Origin of the sequence: Bradyrhizobium sp. CCGUVB14 (assembly GCF_024199935.1) — a bacterium.
In the GTDB taxonomy this organism is placed as follows: domain Bacteria; phylum Pseudomonadota; class Alphaproteobacteria; order Rhizobiales; family Xanthobacteraceae; genus Bradyrhizobium.
Genome location: NZ_JANADS010000001.1, coordinates 9,728,826 through 9,752,542, shown reverse-complemented (window position 1 = coordinate 9,752,542; position 23,717 = coordinate 9,728,826). Strand labels below are relative to the sequence as shown.

The window sequence follows — 23,717 nt, the reverse complement described above, 5'->3', positions numbered from 1 at the left end:
TTTTGACCGGAGACTTTGCAATGCAAAGTGACGTCACGTCCCCCAACGACAAGCTTCACGTCGGCATCATCATGGACGGCAACGGACGATGGGCGACGCGGCGCGGCCTGTCGCGCGTGCGCGGCCACGAGGCCGGCGTCGAGACCATCCGCCGCATCGTCGAGGCCGCGCCCAAGCAGGGCATCGGCACGCTGACGCTCTACGCATTCTCGACCGACAATTGGCGCCGGCCGAAGGCCGAGGTCGCAGCCCTGATGACGCTGCTGCGCTTCTACCTCGCCAACGAGGTGCAGAGCCTGGTGAAGAACGGCGTGCGGCTCAACGTGATCGGCCGTCGCGACCGCTTGCCGGACGGCATTGCCACCGCCATCACGCGTGCGGAGGCCGCCACGGCCCACGGCACGACGCTGCATCTGCGCATCGCCGTCGACTATTCCGCACGCGACGCCATTCTCAATGCCGCGGCGAAGGCGGCCGCGCTGACCAGCCTCACCCGCGAGGCCTTCTCGCAACTGGTCACCGGCGAGGCCGGCTTGCGCGACGTCGATCTCATCATCCGCACGTCGGGCGAAAAGCGGCTGTCGGACTTCCTGCTCTGGGAAGGCGCCTATGCCGAGCTGCATTTCACCGAGCGGATGTGGCCGGAATTCGATGCGGCCGATCTTGCCGCCGCACTGGCTTCCTTCCATGGCCGCGAGCGACGCTTCGGCGGTCTTCAGGCGATCATGCCGGAGGAGGTGCCCTCGCTTTCTCGGGCGTGATGCTGCAAAGCGTTTTCGAGCGAAGTGGATACCGGTTCGCGTGAAGAAAACGCGTCAAAAAAGCGGAGCAGAGCAAGAGTCTCCGCAGCAGCCAAGTACGATGTCTTCGGGTTCAGTCGGGGGATTGGGCTTCTTCATAGGAGCGGGACGGACGATCACGCCAACCAAAGCGGGAGCGAAAGTCCATGCGTGTTCTTCTCGTCAACGTGCCTCATCCCTCGATCGGAAGCCGTATTCCGGACGATCATCTGCCGCCGCTCGGCCTGCTCGCGATCGGCGGCCCGCTGATCGACGACGGTCACGCCGTAAGGCTGATCGATGCCGAGTTCGGCCCGATGCCGGTCGCGGATATCATCAGCGAAGCGAGCCGCTTCGCGCCGGACGCCGTGTTGTTCGGTCATTCCGGCTCGACCTCCGGACATCCCGTGATTACGGAGATCGCGCAGGCGCTGGTGAAAGCCATGCCGGGCGTGCTGATCGTCTATGGCGGCGTCTTCCCGACCTATCATTGGCGCGACATCCTGCGCGACGAGCCCTATGTCAGCGCCATCGTTCGTGGTGAAGGCGAGGAGACCGCGCGGCGCCTGATACGCGCGCTGGAATATGGCCACGATCTCAGCGGCGTTGCCGGCATCGCGCTCCGCGACGTCGCAGGCCCCCGTGCGACGCAGCCTGCGCCGGTCATCGCGGATCTCGATGCCTATCGGATCGGTTGGGAGCTCATCGATCACGCGCGGTACAGCTATTGGGGTGGCCTGCGTGCCGTGGTCGTGCAGTTCTCGCGCGGTTGCCCGCATCTGTGCAATTATTGCGGCCAGCGCGGCTTCTGGACGCGTTGGCGTCATCGGGATCCCGTCCGCTTCGCCAAAGAGCTGGCGCGCCTGCATCGCGAGCACGGTGTGAAGGTCATCAACTTCGCGGACGAAAATCCGACTGTGTCCAAGAAGGCGTGGCGGGCCTTCCTCGAAGCGCTGATCGCCGAGAATGTCGATCTCATCCTGGTGGGCTCGACCCGGGCCGACGACATCGTGCGCGATGCCGACATGCTGCATCTCTACAAGAAGGCAGGTTGGCAGCGCTTCCTGCTCGGACTGGAGAACACCGATGAGAAGACGCTGGAGCTGATCCGCAAGGGGGCAACCACCGCAACCGATCGCGAGGCCATTCGCCTCTTGCGGCAGCACGGCATCTTGTCGATGGCGACCTGGGTGGTCGGGTTCGAGGAAGAAACCGATCGCGATCACTGGCGTGGCTTGAAACAGCTGCTCGCCTACGATCCCGATCAGGTGCAGCTGCTCTACGTCACGCCGCATCGCTGGACGCCATACTTCCGGCTGGCCGCCGACCGCCGCGTGATCCAGCCGGATCGCCGCCGCTGGGATTACAAGCATCAGGTGCTGGCCACGCGCTACATGGCGCCGTGGCGCGTGCTGGTCTGGTTCAAGTTCACCGAGATGGTGCTGCAGTGTCGGCCCAAGGCGATCTGGCGCGTGTTGTTTCAGCGCGACGCGGGCCTGCGACACGCCATGCGTTGGTACACGCAGATGGGCCGCAGGGTCTGGCCGCACGAGATCCTCGAGTTCTTGCGTGCGCGACGGCTGAGATGGGGGCCTACGGTGCGCGAATTCTGGGGCGCTCCGCAGGACGCCGAGGAACAGTCGATGACGGCAGCACGGCCGGAGCGGCGTGTCGGCACGCGCGAAGCGGCATGAGTGCAAACCCTGTGTGATGTCCGGCCGAGGACAACGCGCTGTTCGTTTCTGACCGCAAGATTGGCAGCTCTGTCCAAGCGGCAAATGCGCGACCTCGGCTAGGTGTGCGGTCCACGCAACCTGCCGAGGGCTTCGCGCATGTCACGATTGTCTCTGGATGCTGTCGTTGACGAGACCGAAACGAATGGTGCAGTCCGGATCAGGGCTGCCGATGCCGCCGACGTGGAGAGCCTCTCGATCTATTTCACCGGCCTGTCCGCGACGACGCGCAACAAGCGCTTTATGGGCGCGCGGGCGGACCTTGCCGTCGTCGCGGCCGAATGCGTCGCCAAGGTCAGCCATCCCGATTATTTCACCTTGCTTGCGGAGCTCAGGCTGGATGCAGGGCAAAGCACGATCATCGGAGAAACCCGATACGTCTATGACGCAGTCGCCCGGCACGGCGATTTCGCCATCTCCGTTGCCGATGTCTTTCAGCGCAAGGGCGTCGGCCTGCAGATGATGGCCGCGATGGAGCGACGCGCGAGCGATCTCGGTCACGAGATGATCGCGGCTGAGACCGCACGAGCCAATACCGAGATGCGCGGCCTTGCGAAGAAGGCGGGGTTTGCCGATACCGGCCTTGGCGACTGGCAGTCGATTCACCTCGCAAAACGGCTATCGCGCTGACCAGACTTGCCGAAAGTGGCCGTGCGGCCCGCTCAAAAACCGCTGCATCCCGCCGCGGATCGTGCTCTACTGCCTCCCAGGACGGGAGCTTACGGCGATGCGTGCGGTTCTGGACTATTGCACCGGTGGAACTGAGCGGCAGATTGCGGCCGGCACGGATCTGGTGACCGAAGGCGGCGCCTCCGGCCATCTCTATGTGCTGATGAGCGGCAAGCTCGAGGTGCTCAAGGGCGAGATGGTGGTCGCCACCATTGCCGAGCCCGGTGCGGTGCTGGGCGAGATGTCGGTGTTGCTTGGGCTGCCGCACACCGCGACGGTGCGTGCCTGCTCCGACACGGTCGTCTACGAATTCGCCGATGCTGCCTCACTCCTGAAGCGGGAGCCGGAGGTCGCGCTGCTGATCGCGCGCATGCTGGCGCAGCGGCTCAATGCCGCCAACACCTATCTCGCCGATCTCAAGCGGCAATATGCCGGTCACGGCACGCATCTCGCCATGGTCGGCGAGGTGCTGCAGAGCATGATCAACCTGCCGCCGCTCGAGGTCTCGCCAGGCTCGGATCGGCAATCCGATCCAAGGATGTAAGCCAGTCCGGCGGCTCGGCGATGTCAGACGCCGGCCGCTTCAGCGGCGCCGCAAGATCGATCCACTGTGCTTCGCCTGCCGCCAGCCAGAACGCCTTGTTCTCATCGAGGTCGAGCACGATGTGCGTCGGCGGCCGGCCGGGCTGCAGGCCCGCATTGAATACCCAGGTCTGGCCCAGCCGGTCGAACCACGAGCCGTCCGTGATAAAGGGGGATTGATGCACATGTCCCGAGATCACCATCGACGGCTGATACTGCATGATCCACTGCACCAGCTCGACATCGCCGAAGAACCGCTTGCCGCCCCAGCTCGTCGGCGAATTCGCCGGCGGCGCGTGATGTGCCCAGATCCACCGCTGCGGACGCTCGAGCGCGGCATCGCGCAGCTGGTCGGCGATGCGCTGCTTGACCAGCGGCCCGTCCCACCACGGGCACACCGTGAACAGCGTGTCGCCGATGCTGAGATTGTCGCCGTCGCTGGCGATGCCGAGCTCCTGCACCTCCGAGATCCAGCGCGAGATCTTCTCGCCCTCCGCATTGCGCTCGTCGAGATCGTGATTGCCGGAGCAGAGAATGACCCTGGTCTGCGCCGCGATCAGCGCGAGGTACTTCTTCACCACCACGATCTGGGCGCGGAAATCCACCATCGATCCGATGTCGAGCGCATCGCCGGCAAAGATCACAAGGTCGAATTGCGGCGCAGCGCTGACCAGCCAGTCGAGCTGCGGCAACGAGTAATGCAGGTCGGCCACGACCAGGCAGCGCATCGGGAATCCGTCGGAGAGGGTGCGAAAATGTCTGGGAATTCCAAAACGTCATAAAGCAAGAAGCGGACCAGAACGGCCGCACATCAATCGGTCGAGCGAAGCATGCTGTGCTGCGCGGGAGCGCGCAAGTGCCGGCAGCGTCGCAGGGCTGGACCGGATGGTCGAATTCTGGTGTCGTGGCGAGCTTTCAACGCGGGTGATCGCATGACTTCCTTCAAGACCATTCGTGCCCGTGCCGAGAAGCGCAAGGGCGGACCCAAGGCGCTCGACAGGCTGATGCCTGACAAGCCCGACCTCAAGAGTCTGGCAAAACTCGGCGATGATCGCATCCTTGCCGAGATGACCAAGCGCGTGTTTTGCGCGGGCTTTGCCTGGAGCGTGATCGACACGAAGTGGGACGGCTTTGAAGAGGCCTTCCTGCGCTTCCAGCCGGCCAAGCTCAGCTTCCAGCCCGAGGATTATTGGGAAGCGCTGCTGCGCGATGCGCGGATCGTGCGCAACGGCGCCAAGATCATGTCGGTGCGCGACAATGCCGCCTTCGTGCAGGAGATCGCGAAAGAGCACGGCAGCTTCGGCAAGTTTTTGGCGACGTGGCCGCCGTCCAACGAGATCGGCCTGCTCGATCTCCTCACCAAGCGCGGCAGCCGGCTCGGCGGCAACACCGGGCAGATGCTGCTGCGCTTCATCGGTTGGGACGGATTCGTCACCTCGAAGGACGTCGTCGCCTGCCTGCGTGATGCCGGCCTCGACATCGCCGAAGAGGTCAAGTCGAAGGGCGATCTCGCCAAGGTGCAGGCGCAGTTCAACGCCTGGGCGGAGGAGACGGGTCTGCCCTACACCTATCTGTCACGCATCTGCGCGCTCTCGGTCGGTGAGAACCGCAGCGCGCATTAGCGCTCATCGAAGAGATCGTGGACATCGTGTGGCGATCTCGTGCCGTCCGCGCGGCGTCTGCAACACGCGATCACGAAATTCATTTCGCCGGAACATTTGTGCGCAGCACCCGTTCGGGAGATTGAGCCAGGCGAACACAGGCGCAGGGAACACGCACTCCGGCTAAACCTTGGTTCAAGTCATGAAACTCGAATGACAGAACGGAGCAGCTCATGAAGCTCACATCCGAACAGGTGAAGCAGACCATCAACCAGCTCGGTGCGCAGGTGCTGCCCGACGAACACCCCGCCATGGCCCAGCTCAACAGCATGTTCGGGGAACACACCTTCTTCGTCGACGAGATGGGATTGAAAGTCCTCGAGCCGACGCCCTCGCTCGGCGCGGATCGCGAGACCGGCGAAGTCGTCAGCCTCGCCGACTGGAGCGATGCGGATCTGACGCGCTTGATGGCGCACGAACCCGAGCCGACCGGCGTGATCGTGGTCTTCGAGCATGTCAGGCACTGAGACCGCAAGGACGAGGGCCGCGTACGGCCCCCGTCCGGATCGCAGTTGGGATCAGGGGCGGTCGAGCGGACGGCGAAGGTCGCCGGGACCGCCGAACAGGCCACGGAAGAAATTGGCAACGCTGCCCCAGAAGCCGCCACCGGCGATCGTCTCGAGCTCCGTCTCCGTCAATTCGCGAGCCATGTTCTGCATGACAGTCTCCTCATTTCAGATCGCGCGGACTATTCCGCGCGATGCGAGAAGAATGACGCGGACCAGCCGGTCCCGCCGTGACGCGGGACACAGAAGAGAACAGCCACCCTTCCAGTCACCCCTTGTGGAAGCCGAAGGGTGACTGGATTAGGCGTCTGCTGCGTCGCGGCTATCAGATCCGGTCGTTGAGCAGGACGCCGGACAGCGCGGGGTCGGATGGATTGGATGTGCCGTTCGATCCCGTGCCGCTGTAGGTCGAATCCGCAAGCGAGGCCTTCAGCGTCTCCAGGAATTTTTCGAGCACCTCCGTCGTCGAATTGCCGCTGGAGGAGCTGTCTGTGCTGCTGGTCGACGTCGAACTGGTGGTCGAATCCGTCGTGCTGGACGAGCTCGAATCCGTCAGCGAGCTCTTCAGCGCCTGAACGAATTGCTGCAGCAGGTCGACCACCGAACTGCCGCTGGACGTGCTGTCGATGCCGCTGACCGGCGGCGGGCCAGGGGGCGGTCCGCCTGCTCCGCCCGGTCCATGCGAGAACGCAGATTTGAAGATGCCTTGCAGTTCGGTGGCCTGCTGGTCGGTGAGCTTGCCGGACGACACTTCCTGCTGGATCAGATCATCGATCTTCGATTTGATTCCGCCGGGGCCGCTGTCGCTGGATTGATCGCCTGTCCCGTCCGATTGCAGCGAGGAGTCGATATCGCTGAGCGCGGAGGACAGTGCCGACTGATCGGACGCACTGATCGTGCCGGAACTGACTTCCGATTGCAGCTCGTCCTGCAGCCGCTGCAATGGTGACGTGTGCTGGTGGTGATGAGTGGAGAGCGCCGAAATCGAGGTCATGGTTGCTTTCCGTGCTTTTGGTGGACTCGGGCCGATACCGCCGAAGTCACATCCAGTCCTGTGTTCACAGTCCTGAGTTCACCTTGGCGGTTGGATTTGCCCGGTCGGGCGGTGGTAGGCACGGGAGCTGGCGCGGAGCCGTTGGAGCCACGATCCGCCGGTTGCTCAATATTGCCGTTGAGCAACCAGAAATATCCGGAAACAAAAATGCAGCAGGCGGCCGTTCAGGCCGGAGGTTCGACGGTGAGTGACGTATTCAGCCCGTCCGACCTGACGGTGGTCGCCCATACTGGAATCGCGGGCCCTCGCGAAAGCGGTCCGGTTACCGCGCAACAGCGCCCCAGCGGTGTCGCTACAGTTTTCCGTAGACCCGCCCGGCAACCGCTTTCAGGCGCTCGACCGAGCCGGACTCCGGATGCGGCTTGACCGGCGCGAACAGGATCGAAGCCTGCCTGCCGTTCTCCCAGACAAAGATGTTGACGGCGTTGCCGTTGCCCTTGGTGCACGAATGCTCGCCGAACGCTTCACTGCCGAGCTCGGGTATCGCCACGTGTTTGCATGGACCTGCGCGTTTCATCATGCTGATGACCGTGTCGCGCGAGATCGCAATCACCGCGACGGTCATGGTGTTGGCCTCGCGATCGAACATCATGCAGCTGCTCGCGCCGGTCCGCTGGACCGTCAGCGTGCTCTTGTCGAGAAAGCCGTCGGCATCCGCGGCCGTGAGCCATTCGCAATTGCCGAACCGCTCGCTGGTCTTGCCCGCATTGCCGATGGCAACGCGCGCGGCTGCGGTGATCGGTCCGAGCAGCGTGTTGTCGGCACGCCGGCCGATCGGATAGACGCTGATCTGCAAAATATAGTCGCCGGACAAGGCGACGACCGAGGCCTCCTGGCGCTGCGCGTCGGCAGCGCTGGTTCCGCCCTGACCTTCTTCACCGATCCCGGACACGGCGTTCAGCGGCATGCGCTCGCCAAGCGTCTTGACGAAGGTCGCGTACAATTCCTTGGCGCGGTCCTTGTCGGGATTGCTGAATACGGTCAGCATCATCGTGTCGCCGCGCCCCGCCTGGTAGATGCAGCCGCGGCCGTCCTGATTTGAAATCAGAGACCATTTGAGCGCCGGCATCGCTGCGGCGAGCTCCTGGGCGCTGATGAACGGGCAGGTTTCGGCAGCGCGTGCGGCAGGCACCGGGACGGCTGCGATGGCAAGGAATAGAACGAGGCAGGTGACCAGACGATCGAAAACACGCATCGGATAGCCGGCCATCGCTAGTGGCGCACCCGACACGATTCGAACGTGTGACCTTTGCCTTCGGAGGGCAACGCTCTATCCAGCTGAGCTACGGGTGCAGCGAGGGATCATGTAGCCGATTGGCGAGAAGTGAGCAACCGGTCTCGCCGCGGCAATATCAGCGCTTTAGGCCGATTTGCGCGGGGCCAGGCCAGGAACCGGACCGCTGACCGGTACATTGTCCCAGCCGAGGCCTGCGAATTCGGCCAGGATCCGTTCGGAGCAGACGACACGGTTGCGGCCGAGCCGCTTGGCGGCATAGAGCGCCTGGTCGGCCGCACCCAGCAGCCGGTCGGGGGCGCCGTCGGCCTCGCCGGGGATGTGGCTGGCGACACCGACACTGAGGGTGACGTGGTTGCCGGCCCCGTGGGCGCCATGGGCAATCCGCAACGCCATGACGGCACCGCGGATCTCTTCGGCGATCACGCAGGCATCATCGCAATTCAAGTCGGGCAGGATCAGCGCGAACTCCTCGCCGCCATAGCGGCTGGCGAGGTCGAGCGGACGTACCGCGTGGCGGCTGACGACGCGCGCGACCTCGCGCAGGCATTCGTCGCCGGACTGATGGCCGTGTTCGTCGTTGAACAGCTTGAAATGATCGACGTCGACGAACAGCAGCGCCAGCGGCTTCTGCGTCCGCTGCGCGCGCGCCCATTCGGTCATCAGCATCTGGTCGAAGGAGCGGCGGTTCGACAGTCCGGTCAGGCCGTCCTTGGTGGCGAGCTCCTTCAGCGCCATCTCGGCGCGCTTCTGGTCGGTGAGGTCGCGCAACGTTTCCACCACGGCGATCAGATTGCCGGCCTCGTCATGGATGGGACCTGCGTCGATCGCGAGATAGAGCTGGCTGCCGAGCTTCGGCATCACGCACCAGTTCTCCGCGCTGAAGCCGAGCCCGTTGTGGCCGCGCGCAGCGTACTCCGAATAGAACTCCGGCAGCTGCTCAGGGCGGTCCTGCGCAACGAGATCGGCAAGGCAAGGGCGCTTGGTCTCGTAGAAGGCCTGCCAGTGTTTCGTCGTGCCGATCACCTCGGCGGCGGCAACGCCGGTCAGCCGCTCGCAGGCGCGGTTCCAGATCACGACGCGGCGCTTCGGGTCGATCACGAAGGTCGGCACCACCAGGTGCTGCATCAGCCGCACCGCGTAGGAATCCGCCACGTCCACGGTCTTGGCAGGAGGCGTGATGAGCTTTGCCATCTCAGGCCACCGCCGCCACAGGCATGGCGTCGCCCGGGCCGAACATCCCGCGCACGTCCGTCGCCGGCCTCGGTTTGCTGAACAGATAGCCCTGCATCTCCGTGCAGCCGAGCGCGCGCAGCATCTCGCGCTGGGCTTCGGTCTCGACGCCTTCGGCCACCGTCGTCATGTTGCTGGCAGAGGCGATGTTCACCACCGCCTGCACGATCACCGGTGATCCGCCGGAATCGGCGATGTCGGCGACGAAGCAGCGGTCGATCTTGATCTTGTCGAACGGGAAGCGCTTCAGATAGCTCAGCGAAGAATAACCGGTGCCGAAATCGTCGAGCGCGATGCGCACGCCGATCGAGCGAAGCTGGTGCAGGATTGAGAGGGCCGCTTCGTCATCGCGGATCAGCACGGCCTCGGTGATCTCGAGCTCGAGCCGCCGCGGCTCCAGGCCGGAGGCGGCCAGCGCGCCGGCGATCCGCAGCGCCAGCGTGTCGCATTTCAGCTGTACCGGCGAGACGTTGACGGCAACGCGCACATGGGCGGGCCAGGTCGCGGCCTCGTTGCAGGCCGTGCGCAGCACCCAGTCCCCGATCTCGTTGATCAGGCCGGTGTCCTCGGCGATCGGAATGAATTCTGCCGGCGAGACCATGCCGCGCTCCGGATGGCGCCAGCGCAGCAGCGCCTCGCAGCCGGAGACTTCGCCCGAGTGCAGATTGACAAGCGGCTGGTAGTGAATCTCGAAGCCGCCGTCGATCAGCGCCTGGCGTAGATCCTGCTCCAGGGTGAGGCGGGCCTTGGCGCTCGCATCCATCTCCGGCACGAAGAAGCGGTAGGTGCGCCGCCCTTCCGCCTTCGCACCGTACATTGCGAGGTCGGCGTTCTTGATGAGCTGGTCGAGATCGGCGCCGTCCTGCGGCGCCATCGCGATGCCGATGCTCGCGTCGGTGGAGAGCTGGTGGCCGAGGCAGTGATAGGGGCGGCGGATCGCTTCATGGACCCGCGTGACGAAGGCTAGCACGTCGGCGGACGATTCGATTCCGGTCTGGATCACGGCAAACTCGTCACCGCCGAGCCGCGCGATCAGATCGCCCGGCTTGAGGCAGGTGCGGATGCGGCCGGCGATCGCCTTCAGCAGCTCGTCGCCGACATGGTGGCCGAGCGAATCGTTGATGCCCTTGAACTCGTCGACGTCGATATAGAGCAGCGCAAACTGCGCGCCGTCCGCGACCTTCCCCAGCTCGCGCTCGATCTGCTCGCGAAACAGCGTGCGGTTCGGCAGGTCGGTCAGCGCATCGTAATGCGCCATATGCGCGATCTTCTCGTCGGCGCGCCGCCGCTCGGTCACGTCATCGACGACATTGATGAGGTAGCGCGGCTCGCCGGACTTGTCGCGGATGCCGATCCGGGTCGAGGTGATGTAGCGCAGTCCCATGGTCTGGCTCGGCCAGGCATGCTCGTCCTTGGACAATCCATCGACTGTCTGCAGCGCCTTGCTGTCGTCGTCGGTGACGACCCTGGCGGTGTCGACCGGGTAGATGTCGAAGGGGGTCTTGCCGACGATGGCTTCGCGCGATTGGCCGAATTGCTCTGCGGCGGTGCTGTTGATCAGCAGATATTGCCGTGTCCGGGCGTCCTTCACCGTGATCTGCGACGGGATATGGTCGATGATCTCGCGGAGGAACGTGTAGTTGCGATCGCGCTCCTGCTCCAGATTGAGCCGCTCGGTGATCTCCTCGATCGTGGCGACCCATCCGCCCTGCGCGAGCGGCGTGTTGATGACCTGGAAGGCACGGCCGTTCGGTAATTGATGCAGTTTGGTGGCGACCTGGCCTTCGGCGACGCCTCGCATGACCTCGGCGCAAAACGCTTCGACGTCGCCGCTGAACGCGTTGCGCTCCTTGCGATGGTACATCGCCTCGTGGATGTGACAGCCGGGCTTGATGACGTCGTGGGAGAGGCCGAACATGTCGGCATAGCGGCGATTGCAGGTGACGATGTAACCGTCGGCGTCGTAGAGGATCAGCCCCTGCGACATGTTGTTGAGGGCGGTGTCGAGCCGCAGTCGCTCCGCCTCCAGCCGTTGCTGGGCCTCGCGGTTCTGCCGGTTGATCTGCCGGATGATCATGAACAGGATCAGCGCGATCACGGTCGCCGACAGCGTTGCGGTGGTGACCATGAAGCCGGTTTGCTGCCGCCAGTCGGCGAGCGCTGCCGACATGGTGTTGGTCGCCACGATGACCAGCGGGAAATGAGTCAGCGGGACGGCTGAACCCAAACGGTCCTCGCCGTCGACCGGGCTCTTGACCCGAAGTGTCTGATGGCCGCCCCTGGCCAGCACCTGTCGCATCAGCGGAGCATTTTTGTAGTTGGTCCCGATCATCTCCTCGACATGCGGGTAGCGGGCCAGCATCGTGCCCTCGCGGTCGAACAGCGTGATGGCGGCGCCGTCGGCCAGAGCGACCGAGGCGAAATAACGCTGATAGCTGTCGGGATCGATCCGCCGCACCATCGCTCCGACGAAAGTGCCGTCCGGCAGGGTCAGCCGCCGCGCCACGATCGTGGTCCATTTGCCGATCAGGTAGCTGCGCACGGATTCCAGCAGCACCGGCTCCGACATGGGATTCGATTTGAAGGTCTGGAAATAGGTTCGCGAGGAGACGTTGATCTTGGGCAGCGGCTGGGCCCGCGACCAGTTGATGATCTCGCCGTCGGCATCGTAGATCGCGATGTCGCCGAGATAGGACACCGCGCTGATCTTGCCTCGCAGCATCCGGCGGGCTTCGGGCCCCGACATGCGCTCGCGGAACATCTGCGGCGATGTGATGTCCGGCAAGTGCATCTGCCCGATCAGATCGGCGGCGACGACATCGGAATCTTCAAACTGCTGATCGAAGTGCCGTGCGATCAGCTGCACGGTGTTTTCCAGCTCGCGCTCGCGGTTGACGAGCGTCTTCTCGCGAAATTCGCCGACGGCCATCGCGGTCACCGCGAAAATGCCGGCGACCAGCAACGCGCCCGAGAGTGTCAGCCACAGCACGGGGCCGCGCCGCATGGCAGCGTCCCAGCCGCCCTTTGCGGCCAGGAACATTGCAGCTGCCATCTGTCGAAAAACCTGGCGCATCCCACTCCCCTGGAGGAGCAGAAATACTACGGACAGATGGCGCAATGCTTAGGAAAGCCGGTTACCCATGGCTTAAACCGGTTGCGGAATACTACGGATATCCACTCCCGCGGGAACCGTGTGGTGTCACGCCACGGTTGTGCGTCGCCTGCACGACGCGCTGCGCTGCATCGTTAATCGAAGCTTAATGCGAGGCGCCCGCGCTCTTGTCGCCTCCGCCATGGCGCAGCCGCCCAACCACGCCGGTCGGGAAGAAATAGACGCTGGCAATGAAGAGAAGCCCGAGCCAGAGCAGCCAGCGGTCAGGATGGAGCAATCCCGGCAGCAGCGGCAGGCCGGCCTCCGACGCCGCCTTCGAGGCGACGCCCATCAGCGATTGCAGATAGTTCTGGGCGAGGATGAAGATGGTGGCGCCGATGATCGCGCCGTAGATCGTGCCCATGCCGCCGATCACCACCATCAGGAGAATGTCCAGCATGATGGAGAAGCTCAGCGAGGTGTCCGGGCCGGCATAGCGGAGCCATAGCGCGTTCAGGATGCCGGCGCTGGCGGCGACCAGGGCCGCAAGGCAGTTGGCGTAGGTGAGGTGGAAGACGGTGCGGAAGCCGAGCGCCTCGGCGCGAAAACGGTTCTCGCGGATCGCCTGCAGCACGCGGCCGAACGGCGAGTTCACCACGCGCAGCAGCGCGAGGATCATCAGCGCCGAGATGGCGAACACCAGATAGAAGGTGAGGATGCGGCCGTTGATCTCGAAGCCGAACAGGTTTTTGGAGATCAGCACCGTGCCGGGGCGCAGCAGCTCGGGCAGCTGGAAGCTGCGCCCGTCCTCGCCGCCGGTGAGCCAGGACAGTTGCGAGGCCAGCACCTGGAAGGCGGAGGCGACGGCGAGCGTGATCATGGCAAAGAAGATCGCGGCGACCCGCAGCGAGAACAGGCCGATGGCCAGCGCCAGCAGCGCGGCGAGCGGCAGGCCGACGACGATGCCGGTGGCGACCGCGGCCCAGTTCGGACCCATGCCATAGAGCGCGATCGCGATGGCGTAACTGCCGATGCCGTAGAACATGGTGTGGGCGAACGACACCGAGCCGGTATAGCCGAGCAGCAGATCGTAGGAGGCGACCAGCGCGGCAAAGACGCAGATCTTGGCGGCGACGTTCAGCGCTTTCGCGCCGGGGAACAGGAACGGCGTTGCCGCCAGCGCCAGGATGATGACGACGAGAACGAGTGTGAGCACGCGGCTCCGCGGCGGATCGCCCGACAGGATCATCATCGGCTGGTCACCGCATAGAGGCCGCGCGGCCGCCACATCAGAATGGCGACCATCAGCAGGATGTTGGAGACGAGAGCGAGTTTCGGCACCAGGAAGCCGCCGTAATTGGCAACCATCGCCACCAGGATCGCGCCGATGAAGCAGCCGCCGATCGAGCCAAGGCCGCCGATGATGACGACGACGAAAATCAGGACGGTGAGCTCGTCGCTCATCGAAGCGTGGACCTGCTCGCGATAGAGCGCCCACATCACGCCGCCGAGGCCGGCGAGCGCCGAGCCCGTCATGAACACGCCGAGGAACAGGCGGCGGATGCGATAGCCGAGCGCTTCGACCATCTCGCGGTTCTCGACGCCGGCGCGGATCAGAAGGCCGAGCTTGGTGCGGTTCAGCACGAGCTGGATCGCGATGAAAACGGCAAGCCCGATCAGCGTCGCGAGCACGCGGTATTTGGCGATCGCGACGTCGCCGAGGATGAAGGAGCCGCGCAGCGAGGTCGGCAGCGGCATCGGGATGATCTGCGGCCCCCACAGCGCATAGAGCGTCTGCTCGGCGACGATCAGGCCGCCCGTCGTCATCAGGATCTGCTTCAGATGCTGGCCGTACACGGGAAGGATCAGCACGCGCTCGACGACCAGGCCGAGCGCGCCGGAGACCGCCATCGACATCAGTGCCGCTGGTGCCAGCACCGCGAGGTTCACCCACAGCGAATCCGCCTGCACGGAGGCGGCGAACGGTGCGAACACCAGCGTCGCAATGTAGGCGCCGACCGCGATGAAGGCGCCGTGGCCGAAATTCAACACGTCCATCAGGCCGAACACCAGCGTCAACCCCGAGGCCATGATGAAGATCATCATGCCCATGGCGAGACTTGCCGCGGTCAACGTCAGCCAGGTTGAGGGCGAGCCGATCAGCGGAATCACGAGAAGCGCGAGCGCGATCGGCAGCAGGATCGGCGCGATGTCGCGCTTCGGCTTGGGTAGCGGATCGGTGGCGGCGAGGTCAGTCACTGATGTGCCTCCAGGCTCAGGCCGAGCAGCCGCTCTTGCAATGATACGTCGGAGGCCAAGGCCGCCATCTCGCCGCGGTGGACGATGGTGCCGTTGTCCATCACCAGCACATTGTCGCCGAGCTCGCGGGCGGCAAAGAAATTCTGCTCGACCAGCAGGATCGTCGCGCCCTTGCGCTTGATCTCCTTCAGGCACTCGATCAGCGCCATGACGATGGCGGGCGCCAACCCCTTGGTCGGCTCGTCGATCAATAGCAGCTTGCGCGGCTCGATGATCGCGCGCGCGATCGACAGCATCTGCTTCTGCCCGCCCGAGAGGCTGCCCGCCCGCGACAGCCAGAACCGGCGCAGCGCCGGGAAGAAGCCGAAGATCCATTCCAGCTGCTTGTCGTCCATCGGCGCGTCGCGGGCGGCGAGGACGAGATTCTCCTTCACCGTGAGATCGGCGAACACCGCCATGCTCTCCGGCACATAGCCGACGCCGAGACGTGCAATGTCGGGCGTGGCGCGGCTTTCGATACGCTCGCCACTGAGGCTGATCTCGCCGGAGGAGGCCTGCCACAGACCCATGATGGTGCGCAGCGTCGTGGTCTTGCCGGCGCCGTTGCGGCCGAGCAGCATCGTGACTTGCCCTTGCGGCACCGTGAGATCGATGCCCTGCAGGATGTGGTAGCGGCCGATATGGGTGTGCACGCCGGAGAGTTTGAGGAGGCCGGTCATGCTGCGCCCTCTGACGTTTTCTTGGGTGACACGCCGAGATAGGCTTCCTGCACGATCGGCGATGCGATCACTTCGGCCGGCGGCCCGTCGGCGACCAGCTGGCCGTTATGCAACACGATGATGCGGTCGGCGAGCGAGCGCACCACGTCCATCTTGTGCTCGACGAGCAGGATGATCTTGCTCTTGTCCTGCTTGAGCTGCGCGATCAGGTTCAGCACGACCGGCACCTCGTCGATGCTCATGCCGGCGGTCGGCTCGTCGAACATGAACACTTTCGGCTCGAGCGCGATCATCAGCGCGACCTCGAGCTTGCGCTGGTCGCCGTGCGACAGCACCGTCGCGGCGACGCCGCGGCGGTTGCCGAGCGCGACCTGGTCGAGAATGGCATCGGCGCGCGCGATCAGGTCGCGGCGGACCATCCAGGGCCGCAGCATGTCGTAATGGGTGCCGGAGGCGGCCTGCACCGCGAGGCGGACGTTCTCTTCGACCGTCAGGTTCGGGAAGAGATTGGTGAGCTGGAACGCGCGCCCGAGACCCGCGCGGGTCCGCAGTGGCGCGGAGTGGCCCGTGATGTCGGTGCCGTCGAACAGGATGTGGCCAGCGGAGGCGCGGAGCTGGCCCGAGATCAGGTTGAAGTAGGTGGTCTTGCCGGCGCCGTTCGGTCCGACGATCGCGGTGAGCTCGCCGGGGCGGAACGTGCAGGTGACGTTGTTGACTGCGACATGGCCGCCGAAGCGGATGGTGAGATCGCGGGTCTCGAGGGTCAGCGTCATTCTTGCAAGCCGGGTTGGTCTCTCGGTTCACCTCTCCCCGCAGGGGAGAGGTCGATTTGCGCAGCAAATCGGGTGAGGGGGCTCAGGTCCCACGAGAGGACGAAACCCCTCACCCGCGCCTTCGGCGCGACCTCTCCCTATGGGAGAGGTGGCAACTCAGCGCTTGTTCTTGACCGGAACGTCCATGTCCTCGATCTTCAGCTCGCGCACCGGCTCGAGCACGGCCCAGGCCACGTTCGGATCGACCTTGACCTTGAAGTGATACATGCTCTGCAGCGCCTGATGGTCTTCTTTCCGGAACACCATCTTGCCCTTCGGCGTGTCGAACTCCAGGCCTTCCATCGCCGTGATCAGCTTCTCGGTATCGGTCGACTTCGCCTTGGTGACGGCGGCGACGACGGACATCGCAGCCGCAAAGCCGCCCGCGGTGAAGAAGTCCGGCGGCGCGTTGAAGCGCTTCTGGTGCTCGGCGACGAGCCAGTCGTTCACCGGGTTCTTCGGGATGTCGTAGTAGTAATAGGTCGCGCCTTCCATGCCCGGCATGCCCTTATAGGCCGCGAGCGCCGGCAGGATGTTGCCGCCGGTCGAGAGCTCGATGCCGTAGCGCTTCGGGTCCATGTCCTGAAGCTTGGACGGCGGGTTGCCGGCGCCGGCCCAGATCATCCAGATGATCTTGCGGCCCGGCTTGTCCTTCAGCGCGTCGAACAGGCGTTGTCCGATGGCGGTGAAGTCGGTCGTGTTGGCGGGGGCATATTCCTCGGCCGCGAGTGTCGCGCCGGTCTTGGCCAGCGCATCCCTGAAAGCGGCGACGCCGTCGCGGCCGAAGGCGTTGTCCTGCGCCAGCGTCGCGACGGTGACGCCCTGCTTGCCGATCGCGACCGCGTTGGAGATCGCGTCCTGCGACGAGTTGCGCGCCGTGCGGAAGATGTAGCGATTCCACTTCTCGCCGGTAATCTGGTCCGCGACCGCGGGCTCGACGATCAAAATCTTCTTGTTCTCCTCGGCGACGGGGAGAATGGCGAGCGCCGCCGCCGACGAGGTCGTGCCGATCGCGATGTCGGCCTTGTCGTCCTGATAGGCTTCGGCGAGTGCGGCCTTCGACAGGTCCGGCTTGCCCTGGTCGTCCTTGGTGATGATGACGATCTTGCGACCGTCGAGCATCATGGTGCCCTTGGTGGCGTATTCAAAGCCCATCTGCAGGCCGGTCTCGGTCTGCTTGGCATAGGCTTCCAGCGGACCGGTCTTGCCGTAGATCAGCGCGACCTTGAGGTCATCGGCTCGCGCGGAGCTGCTCGCGGCCAAGCCCATGATGGCTGCTGTGAGAATGAGCGATCGACGCACGGTGGGTCCTCCCTGAATGAACTGCCTTGGTCACAGCGATTTGCACACATGTGCAGACATTGCAATTCCACCTTCCGGCGGAGCTTGCATGAGGTGCATGTGACAGTCTGTTGACGTGCGCGTGGTGCAGACGCGGCGCGCGCGAAGTCGCGATGCCGCGTTTTGCATCAGCCCATGCGTTTCCTCTCGCAGGCCCAGAGCAAGCCCCGCGCCAGACGCGGAGCTTTGTGCGCGAGCGGCTGAAAATGCGGCGGAAACGCCGACAAGGCCGCAGGCGAGAGCCAGAGTCGGAATGTCAGGAGTCCGAGACTCCAGACATCTCCCGTCTCGAAACTCAGACGGGCGGCGATCCCGAGGCCAGTCCGAACTTGGCGAGCTTCTTGTAGAACGTCGCGCGCGAGATCCGCAGCATGCGCGCGGCCTCCGTGATCTGCCCGTTGCTGGCGGCCAGCGCGTGTTCGAGCGTCTGCTTCTCGAACTCCGCCTCGGCTTCGGCATAGGGCACGACCGAGCCGGTCATGCGCTGCGCCGGCGCGGATTGTGCGTCCGCGCTGACCGGCAGGATGTGCGCGAAATCGTCGCCGGTCAGGCGCCCGGAATCGCTCAGGATGAGTGCGCGTTCCAGGATGTTGCGGAGCTCGCGGACGTTGCCCGGCCAATCGTAGCGCGCGAGCGCCGACAATCCGCTCGGCGTGATCCTCGCATTGACGAAGTCGCCGGAGGCACCGATGTCCTCGATCAGGCGCGCGCAGATCTCAGGTAGATCGTCGAGGCATTTGCGAAGCGGCGGCAGGTCGATCGAGAGCACGTTGAGGCGGTAATACAGATCGGCGCGGAAGGCGCCGTCGCTGACGCGCTTGCGTAGATCCACATTGGTCGCGGCAATCACGCGCACATCCACCTTGGTGATCTTGTCCGAGCCGAGCGGCTCGATCTCCCGCTCCTGCAACACGCGCAGCAGCTTCGCCTGCAATTGCAGCGGCATCTCGCCGATCTCGTCGAGGAACAGCGTGCCGCCGTCGGCGATGCGGAATTTGCCCTCGCGTCCCCTGCGATCGGCGCCGGTATAGGCGCCGGGCGCGGTGCCGAAGAATTCGGACTCGATCAAGGTCTCCGGGATCGCCGCGACGTTGACGCTCACGAACGGCTTGTCGGCGCGCGAGGACGCGTTGTGAATGGCCTGCGCCAACAGTTCCTTGCCGGTGCCGGTCTCGCCGGTGAGCAGCACGGTCACGCTTTGCCGTGCCGCGCGTTTTGCGAATTCCTTGGCCTGCGCGATTGCCGGCGTGGTGCCGACGAAATCCGCCAATGTGAAGCGCGCCGCGCGGGCGTTGGACAGTTGACGCCGCGCCAGCCTCAGATCGGCCTCGAGCTGGGTGACGCGCGCGAGCAGTGGCTTCAGGCTTTCGATGTGGTCATAGAGCACGAAGCCGATCGCGCCGATGACATTGCGCTCCTCGTCCTCGATCGGCATGCGCGTCACCACGAGCTGCTCGCCGCCGAGCTCCATGATGTCGAGCAGGATCGGCTCGCCGCTCTCGGCGACGTTCCGCATCAGGCTGTTCGGGATGATCTCCTCGATCGGCCGGCCGATCGCCTCCGCGGTCTGCTTGAGACCGAGCGACGCCAAATACTTCTCATTGACGTAGATGACCCGCCCGCTGCGATCGATCGCGATCGCGCCCTCGCACAGATGCTCCAGCCGCTCGAACAGCGTCACCATCGCCCGCGCGCGGACATAGGCGGGATCGCTGGCGTCGGAGGAGGAAGGTGACATGGCGTGCCTCGGGGAGGTCCGCCTGATTACTACCAAAAGTGCAGCAATTTCAAAGGGGAATCGGTGTGACGGGGTTAACGCCGATGCGGCACACAGAGCGCGCTTACCGCCGATACCCGCTTGCGCGCGAATAGCCCTGGCGGTTGTGCTGCATCGGGCGGGCGGAGACGCTGGCGCGGGACTCGCTCGACGCAGGCGTGGCGAGCTTGAGTTCCTCGAGGAAGATCGGCCGGGCGAAATAATAGCCCTGCGCGTAGCGGATCTTGGTCGCGGCCTGGAGATAGGCGAGTTCCTCGTAGGATTCGAGGCCCTCGGCGATGACGGTCATGCCGAGCGCTTCGCTCAAGGACTCGATCGCGCGCAGAATGCCCTGGCTGCGCGGGCGCTTATGGATGTCGGTGATGAAAGAGCGGTCGATCTTGATTTCGTCGGCGGTGATGTCGGCCAGCGCCGACAGCGACGAATAGCCGGTGCCGAAATCGTCGATCGAGATGCCGACGCCGAGCTTGCGGAACATCGGCAGGATTTCGTTCTGGAAATGATTCCCGGCGACGAAGGCCTCTTCGGTCACCTCGATCATGAAGCGCTGGGGAAAGCCGGTATCTTCGAGCGCTTGGGCGAAAGTCCGCATGAACTCGGGATTGCCGGCCTGCTTGGCGGCGACGTTGATGCTGATGGTCGCTTCCGCGCCAAAGGTGTCGTTGATCAGGTCGATCGACTTGACGATCTCGGCCAGCACGAGATGGGTCAATTCGTCGATCAACCCGAGCTCGCTCGCCAGATTGATGAACGAGCCCGGCGCCTGGATCACGCCCTCGTCGTCGCGCAGGCGCACCAGCGCCTCGATGCCCTTCACGGCTTGCGTGCGGATGTCGACCTTGGACTGGAAAGCGCAGCAGAAGCGCTTTTCGAGAATGGCGAGCCGTAGCGACTGTTCGATCTTCATTCGCGCCAGGGCTTCGCGCTCCATGCCGGCGTCGAAGAACGCCGCCATTCCCTTGCCGTCGTTCTTGATGCGGTACATCGCGATGTCGGCGTTCTGGCGCAGTGTCTCGAAGCTGCGGCCGTGGTCGGGATAGAGGCTGATGCCGACCGAGGTGGAGGCGAAGAGTTCCGAATTGTCGATGAAGAACGGCGCGGTCAGCCGCTCCAGCGTCGATTGCATGAATTCGGCGACTTCCTCCTGGCTCTGGATCGGGGAGAGCAGCAACAGGAATTCATCACCGGAGATGCGCGACAGCATGTCGGAATCGCGCAGGTCGCGGCCGAGCCGCTTCGAGAGCTCGACCAGCAGCGCGTCGCCGACGGCGTGGCCGTAATAGTCGTTGATGTGCTTGAAATTGTCGACGTCGAGGAAGGCCAGCGCAAAGCGTTCGCCGCTGCCATTGCGCGCCAGCAGGCCGTTGGCGCGATGCTCGATCACGCGCCGCGAGGGCAGGCCGGTCAGCTCGTCGAAATAGGCCGAGCGAAACAGCTGGTCCTCGAAATTCTTCTGCTCGGTGATGTCGGCGGAGGCCGAGATCAAGAGCTCGCGCCCGGCGAGCTGGATCGGTCGATGGGTGGTCAGCAGCACCTGCCGTGCGGCGCCGTCCTGCAGCGCTTCTTCGGAGGTGACCGGCTGTCCGGCCCTCAGCGCGCGCTCGCAGGCCTCGCGGCGCTGTGCGAGATCGGGTGACGGACGGCTCCCGTCCATTCCGAGCTGGGCGGCCGCGACATCGTTAACCAGGAGAAGTTTGCCTTGCGCATCCTGCACGGTCAGGCCGGCAGGCAGCATTCTAACGATTTCCTTGAGGAATCCGAGTTCGGCTTCACTCGCGCCGTTATATGCATTGTCGTTCATAGAATTCATGAATCTTGTTGTTTCAGCGCGCCTTTGCAATGCACGCGATCATGCGCAGTTCCCTCTTAGGTTTGGTTAAGGGGTCCGCAGAAATACGGGGGTGTTTTGGAAGAAACTTGTGGCGTTGCGAGCTGCGCCGCCGATCGTCATTAACAGAAGGTCAACAGCGCTGGCGAAAGCGCGAGCGAAGAGTGCGGTTTCTTTCGTTTGCAGTGAAGCTAACGGCATCATGTTGATTGATTGAATCGATGTGAGCTTCGGGGCAGTCCACCTCTCCCCGCTGGGGAGAGGTGATCTCATTCGCTCTTGGGAATGCGGCATTGCATGGTGCAATGCAGCCCGGTCTTCAAATACGAGACCTCGGTCTTGCCGTCGAAGGCTGACAGCGCCGACTTCAGCAGCTTGGTGCCGAAACCGGGCTCCGAGATCTTGTCGATGCTCGGTCCTTCGGTTTCGTCCCACGTGATGTTCAGGCGATCGTCGCTGACGGTCCATGACACCTGCAGCAATCCGCGAGGCGAGGAGAACGCGCCGTATTTGCCGGCATTGGTGGCAAGTTCGTGAAACATCAGTGACAGCGTCACCGCGAGTTTCGGCGGCAGGAACAGCCGGTCGCCGTTGAGCGTGAAGCGAACGTGGCCATAAGGGCCGAGCTCGGAGATCAGGAGATCGCGGATGTCGCAGCCGGCCTTATCGATCCGCGAGATCAGGTCGTCGGTCGCGGCCAGCGAGCGCAGCCGCGGATCGATCCGGGCCCAGACCTGCGGCTGGTCATGCAGCACCTGGTGCAGCACGGCGTGCACGGTCGACAGCTTGTTCTTCAGCCGGTGCTGGAGCTCGTCGACCAGGACCTTGCGATAGTCTTCTTCCTCGATCAGGCGCTTGGAGATCCGGCGCTGCTCCGCCAGCATCGTACGATAATGTTCGACGCCCCAGATGGTGAGCGCAGAGACGCCCCAATAAAGTGTCAGCAGGGCGAACCGCGCGCGATCGGCAAAGGCATCGCCGAAATTCACGACGACACCGAGCACGCCGCCGACCAGCGCCGTCACCACGCCGATCCGCAAGCCGCCAAAGGCCGCTGCAAAGAACACGGCGGGGAAATAGGGCGTGAAGAAGACGTCGGGCCGCACATGCGAGAGCCCCCAGCGCGCCACGGTCGCGACCAGTACGCAGGCCACCGCAAACGCAATGCTCAGGCCGAGCGATGGCGGTGCCTCGCCCTTCCAGCCCTTGCGGAATTCGTCGATCAGCTTCCCCATGCGCAGCCCGGTTGCGAAAGACGTCCGAAAATCGACAGACGGGCCATGATGTTACGCATCTCGCATGCGCAAGCAAAGCTTGCCTTGTCGGGAGCCGGCAGGAATAGTGATTGTTGCGGCGCCGATTGTCGTGGAGACGTCATCGATCGGTGCCCGCCATTTGGCTTCAAATCATTCGAAAACAGGGACATTCCATGGGCAGGCTTGACGGCAAGGTTGCGGTGATCACGGGTGCAACGAGCGGGATTGGATTGCGTACCGCGGAAGTCTTCGTTGCCGAAGGTGCCAAAATTGTGATCGCGGGCCGCCGTATACCGGAAGGCGAGGCGCTGGCGAAGCAACTCGGCGCGTCCTGTGTCTTCCGCCAGACGGATGTGACCGTCGAGGCGCAGATGCAGGCGCTGATCGCGCTCGCGGTCGAAAAATTCGGTCGGATCGACTGCCTGTTCAACAATGCCGGCGGCCCGGCGCAGACCGGCGGCATCGAAGGCCTCGAGGTCGAGCGCTTCGACGCGGCGATGGCGACGCTGGTGCGCAGCGTCATGCTCGGCATGAAGCACGCCGCGCCCCACATGAAGAAGCAGGGGGCCGGCAGCATCATCAACAATGGCAGCATCGCCGGACGTCTCGCCGGCTATTCGTCCTCGCTGGTTTACGGGGCGGCCAAGGCTGCGGTGATTCATCTGACCAAATGCGTCGCGATGGAGCTCGGCGAATCCAACGTGCGCGTCAACTCGATCTCGCCCGGCGCGATCGCGACCGGGATCTTCGGCAAGGCGCTGGGGCTCTCGACCGATGCTGCCGAGCAGACGCCCGCCATGTTGCGCGACGTCTACAAGACCGCGCAGCCGATCCCGCGCGCCGGCCTGCCCGACGACATCGCCCATGCCGCGGTGTTCCTGGCCAGCGACGAATCCAGCTTCGTCAACGGCCATGATCTCGTCGTCGACGGGGCTGTTACCGGCGGCCGCAACTGGACCCAGCAGCAGCAAGGCCTGTCGGCCCTGCGCAAGGCGTTCGACGGGGGCGCGTAGAAGCTACAGCGACGGTGCCGTAGGGTGGGCAAAGGCGCGCTCTTCGCGCGCCGTGCCCACGACTTCCTATCCGCAAGACATCGTAGGCACGGCGCTCCGCGCCTTTGCCCACCCTACGAGTTCTGCGATCGCCGGATACAAGGGTCTCGTGCCCCGGACGCGGCGCAGCG

Annotated in this window: 21 protein-coding genes and 1 tRNA gene; 7 read left to right on the top strand and 15 right to left on the bottom strand. The window is 64.3% G+C overall.

Annotation, left to right across the window (positions count from 1 at the left end; all coding sequences use genetic code 11):
• Window positions 1-20: 20 nt before the first annotated feature.
• The 4 genes from NLM32_RS45585 (at window position 21) to NLM32_RS45570 (ending at window position 3,725) form a co-directional block, all read left to right on the top strand.
• Entirely contained in the window at window positions 21-761 is a 741-nt protein-coding gene (locus NLM32_RS45585) for a di-trans,poly-cis-decaprenylcistransferase (RefSeq protein ID WP_254135155.1), read from the top strand.
• Window positions 762-946: 185 nt separating this feature from the next.
• A complete protein-coding gene (gene bchE, locus NLM32_RS45580; protein ID WP_254135154.1) occupies window positions 947-2,473 on the top strand; it encodes a magnesium-protoporphyrin IX monomethyl ester anaerobic oxidative cyclase in 1,527 nt (508 codons plus the stop codon).
• Window positions 2,474-2,611: 138 nt separating this feature from the next.
• Window positions 2,612-3,142, top strand: a complete 531-nt coding sequence (locus NLM32_RS45575) for a GNAT family N-acetyltransferase (RefSeq protein ID WP_254135153.1) — start codon at window positions 2,612-2,614, stop codon at window positions 3,140-3,142.
• Window positions 3,143-3,239: 97 nt separating this feature from the next.
• Window positions 3,240-3,725 (top strand): Crp/Fnr family transcriptional regulator, encoded by a 486-nt coding sequence (locus tag NLM32_RS45570; RefSeq protein WP_254135152.1) that lies wholly within the window; start codon window positions 3,240-3,242, stop codon window positions 3,723-3,725.
• Here the strand turns inward: NLM32_RS45570 and NLM32_RS45565 are convergent.
• Window positions 3,664-4,491 carry a metallophosphoesterase gene (locus NLM32_RS45565; RefSeq protein ID WP_254135151.1) on the bottom strand — a complete coding sequence of 276 codons (828 nt, stop codon included), beginning with the start codon at window positions 4,489-4,491 and terminating at the stop codon, window positions 3,664-3,666. The two genes, NLM32_RS45570 and NLM32_RS45565, sit on opposite strands and share 62 nt — an antisense overlap.
• A 204-nt stretch (window positions 4,492-4,695) precedes the next feature.
• On the opposite strand from NLM32_RS45565, the gene NLM32_RS45560 reads away from it, so the two are divergent.
• Entirely contained in the window at window positions 4,696-5,385 is a 690-nt protein-coding gene (locus NLM32_RS45560) for a DNA-3-methyladenine glycosylase I (RefSeq protein WP_254135150.1), read from the top strand.
• Between the two features lie 212 nt (window positions 5,386-5,597).
• A complete protein-coding gene (locus NLM32_RS45555; RefSeq protein ID WP_254135149.1) occupies window positions 5,598-5,891 on the top strand; it encodes a hypothetical protein in 294 nt (97 codons plus the stop codon).
• Between the two features lie 51 nt (window positions 5,892-5,942).
• Here NLM32_RS45555 and NLM32_RS45550 read toward each other — a convergent pair whose 3' ends face one another.
• The 14 genes from NLM32_RS45550 to NLM32_RS45485 all read right to left on the bottom strand — a co-directional run bounded on the left by NLM32_RS45550 (window position 5,943) and on the right by NLM32_RS45485 (window position 22,513).
• Entirely contained in the window at window positions 5,943-6,083 is a 141-nt protein-coding gene (locus tag NLM32_RS45550) for a ComC/BlpC family leader-containing pheromone/bacteriocin (protein WP_254135148.1), read from the bottom strand.
• A 172-nt stretch (window positions 6,084-6,255) separates the two neighbouring features.
• The gene (locus NLM32_RS45545; protein WP_254135147.1) at window positions 6,256-6,924 is read right to left on the bottom strand and encodes a hypothetical protein; all 669 of its coding nucleotides are present in this window, start codon (window positions 6,922-6,924) and stop codon (window positions 6,256-6,258) included.
• A 352-nt stretch (window positions 6,925-7,276) separates the two neighbouring features.
• Complete coding sequence (locus tag NLM32_RS45540; RefSeq protein WP_254135146.1) at window positions 7,277-8,179, bottom strand: hypothetical protein; 903 nt, start codon at window positions 8,177-8,179, stop codon at window positions 7,277-7,279.
• 21 nt (window positions 8,180-8,200) lie between these two features.
• Window positions 8,201-8,277: transfer RNA gene (locus NLM32_RS45535), tRNA-Arg, on the bottom strand.
• Window positions 8,278-8,344: 67 nt separating this feature from the next.
• A complete protein-coding gene (locus NLM32_RS45530) occupies window positions 8,345-9,412 on the bottom strand; it encodes a diguanylate cyclase (protein WP_254135145.1) in 1,068 nt (355 codons plus the stop codon).
• A gap of 1 nt (window position 9,413) precedes the next feature.
• The gene (locus NLM32_RS45525; RefSeq protein WP_254135144.1) at window positions 9,414-12,524 is read right to left on the bottom strand and encodes an EAL domain-containing protein; all 3,111 of its coding nucleotides are present in this window, start codon (window positions 12,522-12,524) and stop codon (window positions 9,414-9,416) included.
• Window positions 12,525-12,708: 184 nt separating this feature from the next.
• On the bottom strand, window positions 12,709-13,794 hold the full coding sequence (locus NLM32_RS45520) for a branched-chain amino acid ABC transporter permease (RefSeq protein WP_254135143.1): 1,086 nt from the start codon (window positions 13,792-13,794) through the stop codon (window positions 12,709-12,711).
• On the bottom strand, window positions 13,791-14,801 hold the full coding sequence (locus tag NLM32_RS45515) for a branched-chain amino acid ABC transporter permease (RefSeq protein WP_254135142.1): 1,011 nt from the start codon (window positions 14,799-14,801) through the stop codon (window positions 13,791-13,793). Before NLM32_RS45515 ends, NLM32_RS45520 begins: the two co-directional genes overlap by 4 nt.
• Window positions 14,798-15,520 (bottom strand): ABC transporter ATP-binding protein, encoded by a 723-nt coding sequence (locus NLM32_RS45510; RefSeq protein WP_254135141.1) that lies wholly within the window; start codon window positions 15,518-15,520, stop codon window positions 14,798-14,800. The genes NLM32_RS45515 and NLM32_RS45510 overlap by 4 nt, the downstream gene beginning before the upstream one ends.
• Entirely contained in the window at window positions 15,517-16,293 is a 777-nt protein-coding gene (locus NLM32_RS45505; RefSeq protein ID WP_254135140.1) for an ABC transporter ATP-binding protein, read from the bottom strand. Before NLM32_RS45505 ends, NLM32_RS45510 begins: the two co-directional genes overlap by 4 nt.
• 156 nt (window positions 16,294-16,449) lie before the next feature.
• Complete coding sequence (locus NLM32_RS45500; protein ID WP_254135139.1) at window positions 16,450-17,634, bottom strand: substrate-binding domain-containing protein; 1,185 nt, start codon at window positions 17,632-17,634, stop codon at window positions 16,450-16,452.
• Between the two features lie 334 nt (window positions 17,635-17,968).
• Window positions 17,969-19,411 carry a sigma-54-dependent Fis family transcriptional regulator gene (locus NLM32_RS45495; protein WP_254135138.1) on the bottom strand — a complete coding sequence of 481 codons (1,443 nt, stop codon included), beginning with the start codon at window positions 19,409-19,411 and terminating at the stop codon, window positions 17,969-17,971.
• 103 nt (window positions 19,412-19,514) lie between these two features.
• Window positions 19,515-21,251 (bottom strand): bifunctional diguanylate cyclase/phosphodiesterase, encoded by a 1,737-nt coding sequence (locus NLM32_RS45490; RefSeq protein ID WP_254135137.1) that lies wholly within the window; start codon window positions 21,249-21,251, stop codon window positions 19,515-19,517.
• A 296-nt stretch (window positions 21,252-21,547) separates the two neighbouring features.
• Window positions 21,548-22,513, bottom strand: coding sequence for a sensor histidine kinase (locus NLM32_RS45485; RefSeq protein WP_254135136.1), 966 nt, complete (start codon window positions 22,511-22,513; stop codon window positions 21,548-21,550).
• Between the two features lie 194 nt (window positions 22,514-22,707).
• Here NLM32_RS45485 and NLM32_RS45480 point away from each other — a divergent pair, with 194 nt between their 5' ends.
• Window positions 22,708-23,547, top strand: coding sequence for an SDR family NAD(P)-dependent oxidoreductase (locus NLM32_RS45480; RefSeq protein ID WP_254135135.1), 840 nt, complete (start codon window positions 22,708-22,710; stop codon window positions 23,545-23,547).
• Window positions 23,548-23,717: the final 170 nt, after the last annotated feature.